This is a genomic window from Rhodococcus aetherivorans, from assembly GCF_025722975.1.
Taxonomy (GTDB): domain Bacteria; phylum Actinomycetota; class Actinomycetes; order Mycobacteriales; family Mycobacteriaceae; genus Rhodococcus; species Rhodococcus aetherivorans.
This window is the reverse complement of sequence record NZ_CP106982.1, coordinates 3,115,263-3,128,169: the sequence shown is the minus strand read 5'-3', so window position 1 is coordinate 3,128,169 and position 12,907 is coordinate 3,115,263. Positions and strand designations below refer to the sequence as shown.

The 12,907-nt window shown below is 71.0% G+C and carries 12 protein-coding genes; 3 read left to right on the top strand and 9 right to left on the bottom strand.

What is annotated here, in order from left to right:
- Positions 1–2: 2 nt before the first annotated feature.
- The 4 genes from OCS65_RS14200 to acsA form a co-directional block, all read right to left on the bottom strand.
- The gene (locus tag OCS65_RS14200) at positions 3–1,226 is read right to left on the bottom strand and encodes a dihydrolipoamide acetyltransferase family protein (RefSeq protein WP_263507168.1); all 1,224 of its coding nucleotides are present in this window, start codon (positions 1,224–1,226) and stop codon (positions 3–5) included.
- Between the two features lie 9 nt (positions 1,227–1,235).
- Complete coding sequence (locus tag OCS65_RS14195) at positions 1,236–2,210, bottom strand: alpha-ketoacid dehydrogenase subunit beta (protein ID WP_263507167.1); 975 nt, start codon at positions 2,208–2,210, stop codon at positions 1,236–1,238.
- Positions 2,207–3,142, bottom strand: coding sequence for a pyruvate dehydrogenase (acetyl-transferring) E1 component subunit alpha (pdhA, locus tag OCS65_RS14190; protein WP_376744871.1), 936 nt, complete (start codon positions 3,140–3,142; stop codon positions 2,207–2,209). The genes OCS65_RS14195 and pdhA overlap by 4 nt, the downstream gene beginning before the upstream one ends.
- Before the next feature lie 80 nt (positions 3,143–3,222).
- Positions 3,223–5,058: an acetate--CoA ligase gene (gene acsA, locus OCS65_RS14185; RefSeq protein WP_044475750.1), complete on the bottom strand. Its 1,836-nt coding sequence runs from the start codon at positions 5,056–5,058 to the stop codon at positions 3,223–3,225.
- Positions 5,059–5,543: 485 nt separating this feature from the next.
- Here acsA and OCS65_RS14180 point away from each other — a divergent pair, with 485 nt between their 5' ends.
- The gene (locus tag OCS65_RS14180; RefSeq protein ID WP_029544028.1) at positions 5,544–6,026 is read left to right on the top strand and encodes an adenosine-specific kinase; all 483 of its coding nucleotides are present in this window, start codon (positions 5,544–5,546) and stop codon (positions 6,024–6,026) included.
- 138 nt (positions 6,027–6,164) lie between these two features.
- On the opposite strand, the gene OCS65_RS14175 is transcribed toward OCS65_RS14180, so the two are convergent.
- Positions 6,165–6,824: a nucleoside/nucleotide kinase family protein gene (locus OCS65_RS14175; RefSeq protein ID WP_185712777.1), complete on the bottom strand. Its 660-nt coding sequence runs from the start codon at positions 6,822–6,824 to the stop codon at positions 6,165–6,167.
- Positions 6,825–6,889: 65 nt separating this feature from the next.
- Complete coding sequence (locus OCS65_RS14170; RefSeq protein ID WP_263507166.1) at positions 6,890–7,843, bottom strand: NAD(P)-dependent alcohol dehydrogenase; 954 nt, start codon at positions 7,841–7,843, stop codon at positions 6,890–6,892.
- An 80-nt stretch (positions 7,844–7,923) separates the two neighbouring features.
- Here OCS65_RS14170 and OCS65_RS14165 point away from each other — a divergent pair, with 80 nt between their 5' ends.
- Complete coding sequence (locus OCS65_RS14165; protein ID WP_263507165.1) at positions 7,924–8,574, top strand: TetR/AcrR family transcriptional regulator; 651 nt, start codon at positions 7,924–7,926, stop codon at positions 8,572–8,574.
- 121 nt (positions 8,575–8,695) lie between these two features.
- Here the strand turns inward: OCS65_RS14165 and OCS65_RS14160 are convergent, their stop codons facing one another.
- Positions 8,696–9,568, bottom strand: a complete 873-nt coding sequence (locus OCS65_RS14160) for an acyl-CoA thioesterase II (protein WP_029544036.1) — start codon at positions 9,566–9,568, stop codon at positions 8,696–8,698.
- Positions 9,565–10,986 carry a pyruvate kinase gene (gene pyk / locus OCS65_RS14155; protein ID WP_006947055.1) on the bottom strand — a complete coding sequence of 474 codons (1,422 nt, stop codon included), beginning with the start codon at positions 10,984–10,986 and terminating at the stop codon, positions 9,565–9,567. Before pyk ends, OCS65_RS14160 begins: the two co-directional genes overlap by 4 nt.
- Positions 10,987–11,462: 476 nt before the next feature.
- On the opposite strand from pyk, the gene OCS65_RS14150 reads away from it, so the two are divergent.
- Positions 11,463–11,885: a MerR family transcriptional regulator gene (locus OCS65_RS14150; protein WP_006947052.1), complete on the top strand. Its 423-nt coding sequence runs from the start codon at positions 11,463–11,465 to the stop codon at positions 11,883–11,885.
- Between the two features lie 119 nt (positions 11,886–12,004).
- Here the strand turns inward: OCS65_RS14150 and OCS65_RS14145 are convergent, their stop codons facing one another.
- Entirely contained in the window at positions 12,005–12,544 is a 540-nt protein-coding gene (locus OCS65_RS14145) for a Dps family protein (protein WP_006947051.1), read from the bottom strand.
- Between the last annotated feature and the right edge of the window lie 363 nt (positions 12,545–12,907).

The window sequence follows — 12,907 nt, the reverse complement described above, 5'->3', positions numbered from 1 at the left end:
CCTCACAGTCGTTCCGGGTGCTGGAGCAGTTCGGCGATCTCGGCCAGGAACAGGGCGCCGCGCCGGCCGTCGCTGACCCGGTGGTCCGCGGCGAGGGTCGCGGTGACCACCGGGACGGGCCGCACCGCGTCGCCGTCCACCCACGGGCGCCGGGTCGGCTTGCCGAAACCGACCAGTGCGACCTGCGGCGGGTAGATCACCCCGTACACCGAGTCCACGCTTTCCTCCCCCAGGTTGGTCACGGTGACGGTGGGGTCGGACATCTCCGAGCTGCGCAGCGAGCCCGCCCGGGCGCGCTTGACGAGGTCGGCGAGGGCCGCCATGAGCTGGGGCAGGGCGAGGTCGGCGACGTCGTGGATCGCCGGGGCGATCAGCCCGCCCTGGCGCAGGGAGACCGCCACCCCCACGTGCGCGGCCGGGGCCGGGTGGAACTCGCCGTCGGTCCAGAATCCGCTCATTTCGGGGTACCGGCGGGTGGCCAGGGCGACCGCCTTGAGCAGCAGCGCCGCAAGCAGGACGCGCTCGGTGACCGGGCGTTGCGCGTTGTACTCGGTGAGCCAGTCGAGGGCCCGCGCGAGCGGGATCTGTTCCGACAGGTAGTAGTGCGGAATCTCCCGCTTGGAACGTCCCATCGCGGACGCGATGGCGCGGCGCATCTCGGCGGCCTTGTCGATCGGGGCCCTGGCCGGTGCCGCCGCGGCGGCAGCTCGTGCCGGCGCCGGCGCGGCGCCCGCACGAGCCGCCGCCCGATCGACGTCCTCGATCGTCACCGACTCCCAGGGTCCGGTGCCGGTCACGGTGTCGAGGTCCACGCCCAGCTGCCGGGCCTGCCGGCGGGCGGCCGGCGAGACCCGCCGCCGCGCGGCCGGGGCGGCCGGAGCGGGCGCCGGCGGCGCCTCGGCGACGGGGGCGGCGCCGCCGGCCGCGGCGACGGGGGCCACCACCGGGGCCGCGGCCGCCGGGGCCTCGGCGACGGGCGGAGCGTCCTCCCCGGGCTCGAGCAGGGTTGCCATCACCGCGCCGACCGGCAGCGTGACACCCGGTTCCGCGACCAACCGGTGGACGACCCCGTCCCGCCAGATCTCGACCTCCACCTCGGCCTTGGCGGTGTCCACCGAGGCGATCACCTGGCCGCGCTCGACCGTGTCACCGGGCGCGACGCGCCATTCGGTCAGGGTGCCCTCGTCCATGTCGGCGCCGAGGGACGGCAGGGTGAACTCGAACACGTCGCCTCCTCAGCTCTCGCCCATCAGGGCCAGCACGGCGGCGACGATCTTCTCCGGCTGGGGAATGGCCGCCTGCTCCAGGTGCCGGGCGTAGGGCACCGGCACCTCCTCGCTGCACACCCGCGCCACGGGTGCGTCGAGGTCGTAGAACGCCTCCTCGGCGATCCGGGCGGTCACCTCCGCGGAGAGGCCGACGCTGCGCCAGCCCTCGTCGACGACCACCACCCGGTGGGTGCGACGGACGGAGTCCACGACGGTGGCCGTGTCCAGCGGGCGCAGCACCCGCAGGTCGACGACCTCGGCCTCGATTCCGCTGCCCGCCAGGGTTTCCGCCGCGACGAGGGACTTGCCGACGGTGCCGCCGTAGGCGACGAGGGTCACGTCGCCGCCCGGCCGGAGCACCCGCGCGCTGTCGATGTCGACCGGTTCGTCGGGGTCGATGTCGGCGGTGGTGTTGTAGAGCAGTGCGTGCTCGAACACGACGACCGGGTCCGGGTCCGCGAGAGCGGGGGCGAGCATGCCGCGGGCGTCCCGCACGGTCGCCGGGGCCAGCACCCGGATGCCGGGGATGTGCGCGTACCACGCCTCGAGGCTGTGCGAATGCTGCGCGGCCAGCTGCCGCCCGGCGCCGGTGGCCATGCGGATCACGATCGGCACGGAGAACTGGCCGCCGGACATGTGGCGCAGTGCGGCGGCGGTGTTCACGATCTGATCGAGGGCCAGCAGGCTGAAGTTGACGGTCATGATCTCGACGATCGGCCGCATCCCGCCGAGCGCCGCACCGATGCCCGCACCGACGAAGCCCAGCTCGGACAGCGGGGTGTCGCGGATGCGTTCGGGTCCGAACTCGTCGAGCAGGCCCTTGGTCACGGCGTACGTGCCGCCGTATCGCCCGATGTCCTCGCCCATGAGGAACACCCGCGGATCGGTGCTCAGGGCGTCGTGCAGCGCGGCGCGCAGGGCCTCGCGGTAGCTGAGTTTCACGATGCCTCCCCGGCCGGTGTGGTCACGTCGCGGAGCAGGTCGGACTCCGGCTCCCAGGTGCCGGCCTCGGCGAAGGCGACGGCGTCGTCGACCTCGGCCACGGCCTGGGCGTCGAGCTGCCGGAACTGTTCCTCGGTGAGCAGAGTCAGCGCCTTCAGCCGCGCCGAGAACGTGTGGATGGGGCCGCGTTCCTTCCACCGTTCGACCTCGGTCTTGTCGCGGTAGAGCTCGGGGTCGAACATCGAGTGGGCACGGAATCGGTAGGTCTGGAACTCGAGGAACATCGGTCCGCCCGTGCTGCGGACGTGGGAGACCCCGGCCCGGGCCGTCTCGTGGACGGCGAGCACGTCCATCCCGTCCGTCCGGAGTGTGGGCACCCCGAACGCGGCGGCCTTGGCGCACAGGTCGGTCTGCGACTCGGACCGGGCCAGGGCGGTGCCCATGGCGTACAGGTTGTTCTCGCAGCAGAACAGCACCGGCAGCTGCCACAGGGCCGCGAGGTTGAGCGCCTCGTGGAACGCGCCCTCCGCCATCGCCCCCTCACCGAAGAAGCACGCGGTGACCCGCGGGATCTTCTGCATCTTGTCGGCCAGCGCGAGGCCCACCGCCAGCGGCAGGCCCCCGCCGACGATCGCGTTGCCGCCGTAGAAGCGGGTCGCGGCGTCGAACAGGTGCATCGAGCCGCCGCGCCCGCGGGAGCAGCCTTCCTGCTTGCCGAACATCTCCGCCATGATCGCGTTCATGGACAGCCCGTGGATCAGGGCGTGCCCGTGCTCACGGTAGGTGCCCACGACCGTGTCGCCCGGGTCGAGCGCGTGCAGCGCGCCGACCGCCACGGCCTCCTCCCCCACGTACAGGTGCAGGAATCCGCGGATCTTGCCGGCGCCGTAGAGTTCGGCGGCCTTCTCCTCCATCCGGCGGATGCGCAGCATGTCGGCCAGCAGCGCGAGCGCGAAGTCGCGGTCGTAGGGGAATCCGGCGGCGCCCCCGCCGGCCTGCTCGGTGTCGCTGGTCATCCGGCCACCTCCGGGGTCTCGAGCGTCGACGTGTCGCCTTCCGCGAGGCCGAGTTCGCGGGCCTTGAGCAGCCGGCGCAGGGTCTTGCCGCTGCGGGTGTGCGGCAGCGAGTCGACGAACGTGAGTTCCTTGGGGGCGACGGCCGCACCGAGCCGGACGCGGGCGTGCCCGATCAGCTTGCGGCGCAACGCGTCGTCGGGTTCGACGCCGCGCTCGAGGACGACGAACGCCTTCACCCGTTCGCCGAGGATCTCGTCCGGCACACCGATCACGGCGGCTTCGAGGACGGCCGGGTGTTCGGCGAGCGCGCTCTCGACCTCGAACGGTCCGATGAGATGGCCGGCGGACTTGATCACGTCGTCGGCGCGGCCGACGAACCAGAAGTATCCGTCGGCGTCGCGGCGCGCGAGGTCCCCGGTGAGGTAGAGATCGCCGGCGAAGCACTTGCGGTAGCGCTCGTCCTGGTTCAGGTAGCCACGGAACATCGACGGCCAGCCCGCCCGCAGCGCCAGTTCACCCTCGGTGTCGGCGGCGGTGACCTCGTGCACCGTGCCGTCCTCGTCGCGGCGGACGATCCGGGCGTCGACGCCGGGCAGGGGCCGGCCCATCGATCCGGGCTTGATGTCGAACGCCGGCGTGTTGGCGATCATGATGCCGCCGGTCTCGGTCTGCCACCAGTTGTCGTGGATGGGCAGCCCCAGCACCTCGGTGCCCCACCACACGGCGTCGGGTGCCAACGGCTCGCCGACGCTGGCGACGAACCGCAGGTTCGGGAACCGGTAGCGTCCCGCGACCTCGGGTCCGGCGCGCATGAGCATCCGGATGGCGGTGGGGGCGGTGTACCACACGCTGATCTGCTGGTCCTGCAGGATCCGGTACCACCGTTCGGCGTCGAACTCGGCTTCGTCGACGATCGAGGTGACGCCGTGCAGCAGCGGCGCGACGATGCCGTACGACGTGCCCGTCACCCAGCCGGGATCGGCGGTGCACCAGTAGATGTCGTCGGGATGCAGGTCGAGGGCGTAGCGGCCGGTGGCGTAGTGGGTGACGACGGCGCCGTGCACGTGCAGCGCCCCCTTGGGGGTGCCGGTGGTGCCGCTCGTGAAGTGCAGCAACGACGGGTCGCCGGCGGTGGTGGGTGTGGGATCGGCGGCCGGCTCGGCGGCGTCGAGCAGGGCCCGTAGGTCGAGGGTGCCGGGAACGTCGGTGGCGGCGTCGTCGTCGCCGACGAGCAGCACGTGCTCGAGGGTCGGCACCCGGTCGCGCACCCCCGCGACGCGCCGGTGGTACAGCGCCTCCGTGGTCACCAATACCTGTGCGGAGCCGAGTTCGAGGCGGGTGAGCAGGGGTTCGGGACCGAAGGCCGAGAACAGCGGGGTGACGACCGTGCCGTTGCGCAGGGCACCGAGGACGGCGATGTACAGCTCGGGGATCCGGCCGGAGAACACGAACAGCCGGTCGCCCTTGCCGATTCCGAGGTCGCGCAGGACGCGGGTGAAGCGGCGGACGCGGTCTGCGAGGTCGCCGTACGACAACTCCGTGACGTCGATACGGCCCGTCGCGTCACCGGCACCGAGGAACCGGAGGGCGGGACGGTCCCGCAGCGGGCCGTCGGCGTGCCGGTCGACCGCCGACCAGGCGATGTTGCACCCCCCGCCCGGGGGGCCCGGCACCTGCGCCGCCGCCTCGTCCCACGTGAACCGGGCACAGGTGGCCTCGTAGTCCGACAGGTTCGGCGGGACCCGCAGGTCGTCGGCCGTCTTGCGGATCACCGCGTCGCTGCTGGTCGTCACGGCCGCTCCCTCCGGTGCAGATCGCGTCGAGCCGATCATGCGCCGCCCGGAACGGCCGGCATAGGGGCATTGGTCCCTCGGGCATCCGCCGCACGGGCGTGCGGGTGCTGCCGCGGACCCGCACGGACACGACGGGGAGCCCTCCGGGCCTTCGACCGTCCCGCGTTGCCGGCGCTCGCAGCGGTGCATGCCGGTGTGACTCACGGTGACGGCGATCCTGCCGAGGATCCCGTCGACGCAGGCTTCGGCTTCGGGCAGCCCCACCAACCGAAGCCTGCGCCGGCGTCGGTCGCTGACGCGGTGCGGGACCTGCTGGGCGAGAACACTATCCGGGATGTTGCGTGCCGAGAACCCGAGCCGGTCCGATCCCGGATCCGGCCCTGCCAGCGCCGCACCCCAGCCGGGTTCGGCAGATCCGCTCCGGTCCTCTCCCGTTCTCCCGTCGTTGCCCCCGGGTTGCCCAGCGGGGCAGACTGTCTGTCGACGCTGGCCTGCCGAGCCGCAGGGCATCCGAGGAGGCGATCGTGGAGCTGCACATCGTGGCGATCGACAAGCCCGACGACATGAACGTCGTCGTCGGGCAGGCCCACTTCATCAAGACCGTCGAGGACCTGCACGAAGCACTGGCCGGGGTGAGTCCCCACCTCCGGTTCGGAGTCGCGTTCTGCGAAGCCTCCGGACCTCGCCTCGTGCGCTTCTCGGGCAACGACGACCGGCTCGTCGAATTGGCCAGGCGCAACGCCCTGGCGGTCGGCGCAGGCCACTCGTTCTTCGTGTTCGTGGAGGACGGCTATCCGGTGAACATCCTGAACACGCTGAAGCAGGTACCGGAGGTATGCGGCATCTTCTGCGCCACGGCCAACGCCGTCGAGATCATCGTGGCCGAGACGGAGCTCGGCCGAGGCATTGCCGGGGTGATCGACGGGAACCCACCCCTCGGCGTGGAGACGAGCGCCGACGTCGCCGACCGCAAGGCACTGCTGCGCACGATCGGTTACAAGCTGTGACCGCCCGTGCGCCCCATGACGCGCACAGGGCCCCGGGGCGAGGATGTAGCGCTCGTTGACCGGTCGAGGCTCGACGTCGGGGCCCGGTGTGCGTGCGATCGCCCGCCGCCCGGGATCGGGACCCACCCGCCGACCGGCTCATTGCCGCTGACCGGATCGCCGGTCCCCGTTCCCGGACCGGATCGCACCGGCGGCGTGCATCGCCGGGCGATCCGGATGGTCGTACCGCACGACGATGTCGGCCTCCGCGGCCGCGGCGGCGTCGTGCTCGAGCAGCGGCGGGATCGTCCAGCGGTCCTCGTCGGGCGTCAGCCGGCCCAACGCGGCCCGCGACATCGCCAGGTGCACCGCGACGTCGAAGGCGAGTCCGCGACCGAGCAACATCGGGCCGGCGACCACGAGCACCTGACCGTCGGGAGCGTCCACCCGGCGGGCACGAGCCGACCGGTCCCCCGCCTCGTCCCACAACCGCGGCAGCCATCGCTTCTTTTCGTGAAGTCCCCGAACGACTTCGCGGTCGAGCGCGCCGTAGTCGAACCAGTTCGTCCGGTAGCTCTCGTAATCGGTGCGTCCGTGCTCGAAACGGAGCGAGGCCGGGCGCACGAAGTCGTGGAGCGACAGCACTGCCGCCGGCCGGCCCTCGACGCGCAGGCGCGCGGCGACCTCCTCCGCAAGGTTCAGCGGTGCGGCCGCGTCGGCGGCAGAGATCCCGACGCACACCCGTCGGCGGTGCCCGGCTGCGCGTTCGGCGATGACGCCGGCCAGATCGGCCGGGTTGATCGGGGTGAACATCGTCATCGGCCCAGTTTCCGCCATCGCAGGGCCACCCGCTCGACAGAATCCTCGGCTTCGGCGTGGTGCCGTCACCCCGCGGGCCGGACGATGATGTTGCCGACCTTGTGGCCGGAGTCCACTCGCGTGTGGGCCGATACGATCTGGTCGAGACCACCGATGTCGTCGGTGACGGCGACGAGCCGACCGGCGGCCGACAACTCCAGGAGGAACTCGACGTCCTCGGGTCGCTCGGGCGCAGCACCCGTCTTGACATCGGCGCCGGGGCGCATGGTCTCCCATAGGTTTGCCACCGCAAGCAACAGAACGCCCCCGTCGGTGAGGAGCTTCCGTCCGGACGAGGGGGTGAGGTTGCCGACAGTGTCGAGTACGACGTCGAAGCGGTCGGTCAGGTCGGACACATCGGTGACCGTGTAGTCGATGACCTTGTCGGCGCCGAGGTCGGAGACGAGGCCGAGATTGGCGGTGCTGGTGACGGCCGTGACGGTGGCGCCGAAATGCTTGGCCAGCTGAACGGCGTTGGTTCCGATCGCGCCCGACGCCCCGTTCACGAGCACAGAATCGCCACGTCCCGGTGAGGCCTTGTCTCGCAGGAAGTGCAACGCGGTGGTCCCGCCGAAGAGCAGCGCCGCCGCATCCGGGTGAGTGACCGCTGCCGGTTTGCGAACCACCCGCTCCGCCGGGACCGTGACGTATTCCGCGTGCGCCCCCATTGCGAGTCCGGTCATGCCGCACACTTCGTCGCCACGGGTGTACCCGCCGGCCCTCGCGCCGACCGACTCGACGACACCGGAGAAGGTGCCGCCCAGGATCTTTCGCCTGGGCCGGAACACGCCGAACATCAGCCGGGCGAACGGGCCGAATCCGCGGGGGAAGCGGGCCGCGCGGATCCGCGAGTCCGCGGCCGTCACGGCCGCGGCGACGACGCGGACGAGGACTTCCGTGTCCCGGGGGACCGGAGTGGGCACCTCCGCGACGCGGACGACGTGCGGTGGCCCGTACCTGTCGACGATTGCGGCCTTCATGAGCCCTCCCTTACGGATGTAAGTCTTGTCCGGGAAGACTAGGCTTACGCCTGTAAGTACGCAAGAGTCGTGAGGGAGACATGAACGAACGGCCGGGGCTGAGCCGCATCGGGATCATCGAGGCCGCGGTTCGCGTAGCCGACCGCGGCGGCCTCACCGCGGTGAGCATGCGCAACGTCGGCAAGGAACTCGGCGTGGAGGCAATGTCTCTCTACCACCACGTCGCCAACAAGGACGATCTGCTCGATGGCCTCGCGGACTGGATCTTCGCGGGAATCGTGCTGCCCGGACCGGGCGAACCGTGGCGGCCTGCGATGTTGCACCGGGCGACCTCGGCGCGGAACGTGCTCGCCCGGCATCCCTGGGCGCTGACCTTGATCGAGTCCCGCCGTTCGCCCGGTCCGTCGCTCTTGCGGCACCACGACGCCGTGCTCGGTTGCCTGCGCACGAACGGCTTCCCGGTTGCCCTTGCGTCCCACGCCTTCTCGGTGATCGACGCATACGTGTACGGCTTCGTGCCCACCGAACTGAAACTGCCCTTCGCGTCGGCGGACGGCGCCGAGGAGTTCGCCTCGGAGATCGACGTGCCGGCCGACGCCTACCCCTACCTGGCGGAAATGGTCGGCGAACTGGTGATCGGAAAGGACTACTCGTTCGCGGACGAGTTCGACTACGGACTGGGGCTGATCCTCGACGAACTCGACCGCCGCCGTCGCCGGGTGGAGGAATGAGAAGCGCCCCACGCGGGACGAGGGACTGCGCGGCAGGCGGCGGACCGGGCGGTGACGGCGAGGGCGCGTGTGTGCGCGCCCCCGCGGCCGGCCGGCGGGGGCGCGGACACGGTCGCCCACGTCAGCCGCGGCGCGGGAAATGACGGATCAGCCCCTCCTGCACGACCGTCGCCACGAGTTCCCCCTCGAGGGTGAAGTAGCGGCCCGTCGCCAGCCCGCGCGATCCCGCCGCGACCGGGGACTCGGTGGCGTACAGAATCCACTCGTCGAACCGGACCGGCCGGTGGAACCACATGGAGTGGTTGACGGTGGCGGCGACGATCCGGTCCAGCCCCCAGGACAGCCCGTGGGTGGTGAGGATCGAGTCGAGCACGGTGGTATCGGAGCTGTAGGCCAGGGTGGCGGCGTGCAGGAGCGCATCCTCGGGCAGCGCGCCGTCGGCGCGCATCCACACCCGGTTGTGCGAGAGACGTTCCCCGGTGCCCTTGAGGATCCAGGCGGGGTCGTTGGCGTACCGCATGTCGATCGGCTTGAGGGCGTTGACGAAGTGCGGCAGGTGATCCTCGAACCCGGACAGGTGGTCCCCGAGCGGCGGCAGCACATCGGGGTAGGGCACCTCGGGAACGCTCACCGCATGTTCGAGCCCTTTGCCCCACCGCTGGAAGGCGGCGAGCATGACGAACAGCTCCTGGCCGTTCTGGGAGGCGGTGACCATGCGGTTCGCGAAATCCCGGCCGTCGCGGTGCCGGACCACCCGGTACTCGATCGGCGCCTTGACGTCGCCGCCGCGGATGAAGTGGGCGTTGAGCGCGTGCACCGGCCGGTCCCCGACCGTGCGGCCGGCCGCGATCAGGGCCTGAGCGACGAGCTGGCCGCCGAAGGTGCGGCTGCCCACCTGGATCGGGTGCTCACCCCGGTAGAGGTCCTCGTCGACCTGCTCGAGATCGAGCAGGTCGACGAGGACCTCGAGATCGGTCGCGGTGCGACGGCTCAATGGGTGTCCTTCTCCCCGATCCGGTGCACGTGGATCAGGTTGGTCGACCCGGAGCGGCCGGGCGGGGACCCGGCCACGATGACCACGAGGTCGCCGCGCTGGTACCGGCCGAGCGAGAGCAGCGCCGCGTCGACCTGCTGCACCATCACGTCGGTCGTGTCGACCGGCTCGACGGAGAAGGTCTCGGTGCCCCATGTCAGCGCCAGCTGGCTGCGGATGTGCGGGACCGGGGTGAACGCCAGCAGCGGCAGCCGGGTGTGCAGCCGCGCCAGGCGCCGCACCGTGTCGCCGGACTGGGTGAACGCCACCAGCGCCTTGGCGTCGAGCCGCTCGCCGATGTCGCGCGCCGCGTAGGAGATCACCCCGCGCTTGGTGCGCGGCACGTGGGTCAGCGCCGGCACCCGGGTGGGATCGGACTCCACGGCCGCGATGATGCGGGCCATCGTCCGCACCGTCTCGACCGGGTACTTGCCCACCGACGTCTCGCCGGAGAGCATCACCGCGTCCGCACCGTCGAGGACCGCGTTGGCGACGTCGGAGGCCTCGGCGCGGGTCGGCCGGGAGTTCTCGATCATCGACTCGAGCATCTGCGTGGCCACGATGACGGGCTTGGCGTTCTCGCGGGCGATCTGGATCGCCCGCTTCTGCACCAGCGGCACCTCCTCGAGCGGCATCTCGACGCCGAGGTCACCGCGGGCGACCATCACCGCATCGAACGCCAGCACGACCGCCTCGAGATTCTCGATGGCCTCGGGCTTCTCGAGCTTGGCGATCACCGGCACGCGGTGGCCCACCCGATCCATCACCTCGTGCACGAGCTCGATGTCGGCCGGGGAGCGCACGAACGACAAGGCGACGAAGTCCACGCCGAGCCGCATGGCGAACTCGAGATCCTCGATGTCCTTCTCCGACAGCGCCGGAACCGAGATGTTCATCCCCGGCAGGGACACGCCCTTGTTGTTGCTGACCGGCCCACCCTCGGTGACGCGGCAGACCACATCCCTGCCCTCGACGTGCTCGACGACCAGGCCGACCTTGCCGTCGTCGACGAGCAGGCGATCCCCCGGGCGCGCGTCGTCGGCGAGCTGCTTGTAGGTGGTCGAGACCCGGTCGTGGGTTCCCTCGACGTCGTCGACGGTGATCCGGACGATCTCGCCGGTATTCCACACCGTCGGCCCCTCGGCGAACCGGCCGAGGCGGATCTTCGGGCCCTGCAGGTCGGCGAGGATGCCGACGGCATGCCCGCTGGTATCGGAGGCCTCCCGCACGCGGCGGTAGTGGGCCTCGTGATCGGCGTGTTCGCCGTGGCTGAAGTTGAGGCGGGCCACGTCCATCCCGGCGTCGACGAGTTCCCTCAGGACCTCGGGGTCTGCCGTGGCCGGGCCCATGGTGCAAACGATCTTGGTGCGTCGGGTCACGCGGTCGAGCCTAGTACCCGTGCGGCGGTGGCGGAGCACAGCCGGTGCAGCGCCGACGCCGTGCCCGCTCGGCCGAGGGCCGACGTCCGGTTGCCCCGGGCATCGGTCCGGCCGTCCCCGTACCTCCGCCGGATGCGGCGCCCGATCTCGTCGGTGCCGGAGCGGCCCGCGGAACCCCCTGTGACGGAGACGGATCCGGCGGCGTGCGCCCGCGGCGCAGGACGGCACTCCCGTCCGGACGGCGGGGGCGGGGCACGGAAACGGCGCGGCATCGATCGCGGCCACCCCACGCGATGCATAAAATGTGTGTCATACAAGAGAGATATTCGTACCGGAGAGCCCGCTTCCCGGCGGTCCGGGTCCGCGCCGGCGTCGCCCGGGAATTGTCTCCGGCACGGAAGGTTTCCTGTGGCGATCGGGTAGATTCGGCACACCGGAGGCCATGGCAGCGAGGACACCGAACGAGGGAATCTGAAATGGAGAAAACGAGGAAGGAGCCGCTACCGCACTCCCGCCGCGGTGTCTACGGCATCTCGGTGGCCTCCGAGCTGTCCGGGGTCGATCCGCAGTCCATGCGCCTGTACGAACGCCGCGGACTGCTCAGCCCCGCGCGCACCGAAGGCGGCACCCGCCGCTACAGCGACGAGGACGTGGCGCGCCTGCGACGCATCGGCGAACTCCTCGCCGAGGGCATCAATCTGGCCGGCATCGCCCAGATCTTCCGCCTCGAGTCGAACCACGCCGAACTGGCGTCCCACAACGCACGTCTCGAATCCCACAATGCCCGGCTCGAATCGGACAAGGCTCGCCTGGAATCCGACAAGGCCCGGCTCGAGGATGCCAATGCGCGACTCGAGTCGGACAACGCGCGCCTGCGGGCGGACAACGGCAACAGCTGAGCGACCTCCAGCGGACACCCCCGGCCGCCGGACGGCGCGGGGTGTGCAATGCGCTGTCCGGCGGCCGGTGATGTCTGCGCGCAGCGGCGGGCGAAGGACCCGGCCGGCGGCTCGCCCGCTCAGCGGGCTTCGTCCGCGGCCTGCCGTTCGGTGCGCGCGCCCTCGTGCGCGAGGGTTCCGGCCGAGTTCTCGAGATGCGCCCGGACGAACCACTGGAACTTCTCGAGGTCGCGCGTCTGCCCGATGAGCAGGTCCTCGGTGATCGGATCGATCTCCCCGACCTCCGAAATCGCCTTGCGGCAGTCCCCGATCACGCCGTCGTACACCAGGTCGAGGGCGGCGAGGTGGGCCTGGGCGGTGTCCCGCCCCACCGAGTAGTCGTCCCACGAGCGGTCCTTCTCGATCGCGCCCGCGGTCCCCTTCGGGGACGACCCGAGCGCGGCGATGCGTTCGGCGACGTCGTCGGCGAATCCGCGGACCGCGTCGACCTGCGGATCGATCATCTCGTGCACGCCGATGAAGTTCGGTCCCACGACGTTCCAGTGAACGTGCTTGAGGGTGAGGTGCAGGTCGTTGTAGGCGCTGAGCCGATTCTGCAGCACTTCGGCCACCCGGACGCCCTCGCTGTCGCTCAGGCCGGGGACGGTGAACTTCGCCATCTTCGATTCCTCCTACAGGCTCGTGTGTAGTACCTCCGCGGGCCGTCTCGCCGGCCCGCCGGTGTCGGCACTTAGGTGCCGGGCACCCCGCAGCCGGATTACCCCGGCACCCGGGCGCCGAAACCGCCGGCAAGCAAGCCCGTGCCACCCTCCGCGGGAAGGACATCGTCGATACCCTCCCCGTCGCACCGCACCGGGCCGGTGTTCCGCAGTAATTGCATCTTCCATTTGACAAAATTTCTATTGTGCGAGACAGATTATCTACCGGCGGGGTGCGGGGGCGTCGCTTCCCGGGATACCGAGCGCGGCGAAGTGCCTCCGCGCCCCGCCCCGAGTGATACACAAAAACTACTTGTCATAAGT

What these genes read in the sequence shown, in the direction of transcription:
- OCS65_RS14145 (WP_006947051.1), bottom strand. Translation starts at nt 12,544, where the DNA reads ATGGCGAAGTTCACCGTCCCCGGCCTGAGCGACAGCGAGGGCGTCCGG.
- OCS65_RS14175 (WP_185712777.1), bottom strand. Translation starts at nt 6,824, where the DNA reads ATGACGATGTTCACCCCGATCAACCCGGCCGATCTGGCCGGCGTCATC.
- pdhA (WP_376744871.1), bottom strand. Translation starts at nt 3,142, where the DNA reads ATGCTGCGCATCCGCCGGATGGAGGAGAAGGCCGCCGAACTCTACGGC.
- OCS65_RS14165 (WP_263507165.1), top strand. Translation starts at nt 7,924, where the DNA reads ATGAACGAACGGCCGGGGCTGAGCCGCATCGGGATCATCGAGGCCGCG.
- OCS65_RS14150 (WP_006947052.1), top strand. Translation starts at nt 11,463, where the DNA reads ATGGAGAAAACGAGGAAGGAGCCGCTACCGCACTCCCGCCGCGGTGTC.
- acsA (WP_044475750.1), bottom strand. Translation starts at nt 5,058, where the DNA reads ATGATCGGCTCGACGCGATCTGCACCGGAGGGAGCGGCCGTGACGACC.
- OCS65_RS14170 (WP_263507166.1), bottom strand. Translation starts at nt 7,843, where the DNA reads ATGAAGGCCGCAATCGTCGACAGGTACGGGCCACCGCACGTCGTCCGC.